Source organism: Rhodococcus sp. NPDC003348 (assembly GCF_053589375.1).
Window position 1 is genome coordinate 1 of the sequence record NZ_JBSFRT010000018.1, and the last position, 1,055, is coordinate 1,055.

A 1,055-nucleotide genomic window follows, 5' to 3' on the forward strand; every position below is an offset into this window, starting at 1 on the left:
GGCGTGAAGATGGTCCTCTCCGGCGAGGGCGCCGACGAGATCTTCGGCGGCTACCTGTACTTCCACAAGGCGCCGTCGGCCGAGGCGTTCCACGAGGAGACGGTTCGCAAGATCGACGCCCTCCACTACTACGACTGCCTGCGCGCCAACAAGTCGATGATGGCCTGGGGCGTCGAGGCTCGCGTTCCGTTTCTCGACCTCGACTTCCTCGACACCGCAATGAGCGTGGACGCACGACACAAGATGGCCGGCGGCGGTCGCATCGAGAAGCACCTGATGCGCGAGGCCTTCGTCGGCGCCCTGCCCGACGAGATCCTCTGGCGACAGAAGGAACAGTTCAGCGACGGCGTCGGATACGGCTGGATCGACGGCCTCAAGGACCACGCCGAGATCATGGTGACCGACGAGGATTTCGCCACGGCCTCCGAACGCTTCCCCCACAACACCCCCGCCTCCAAGGAAGCGTTCCTCTACCGCACCATCTTCGAACGCCATTACGCCGGTGCCGCACCCGCCGCCACCGTCCCCGGCGGCAAGTCCATCGCCTGCTCCACCCCCGCAGCACTCGAATGGGACCCCGAGTTCGCAGCAATGGCCGACCCATCCGGACGCGCCGTCCGCGGCGTGCACGATCAGGCCCTCGCCTGACCACCCGGGGACCGTCAGCGAGAACGGGAAGGGGCTCCAGCCGAATGGCTGGAGCCCCTTCCCGTTCTCCGCGGTCAGCCGCCGAGGGCCACCTTGTCGGCATCGGCCGCCATCGCGGCGATCAGGCTCTTCGGACGCATGTCCGTCCAGTTGGCCTCGACATACTCGACACACGACTGGCGTGACGCCTCACCGTGCACGGTCGACCACCCCGCCGGCACGTCGGCGAACGCGGGCCACAGCGAATGCTGCCCCTCCTCGTTCACCAGCACGTAGAACGTTCCAGCCTCATCGTCGAACGGATTGCTCACTGCGGTACTGCCTTTCGTTTCACCGTACCGACTGTCGTGCCGGCACTGTCACGGTCTTCGCCCTCGTCACTTCACGATCCGCTACTGCGCCGGGCC

2 protein-coding genes are annotated in these 1,055 nt (G+C 66.5%); one reads left to right on the forward strand and one right to left on the reverse strand.

Going from position 1 to position 1,055, the window contains the following annotated elements:
- Positions 1-648: asparagine synthase-related protein (locus ACWDU4_RS13965; protein WP_450114505.1), on the forward strand; the 648-nt coding region annotated here is incomplete at its 5' end.
- A 74-nt stretch (positions 649-722) separates the two neighbouring features.
- Here ACWDU4_RS13965 and ACWDU4_RS13970 read toward each other — a convergent pair.
- Positions 723-959, reverse strand: coding sequence for an MbtH family protein (locus ACWDU4_RS13970; RefSeq protein ID WP_450114506.1), 237 nt, complete (start codon positions 957-959; stop codon positions 723-725).
- Between the last annotated feature and the right edge of the window lie 96 nt (positions 960-1,055).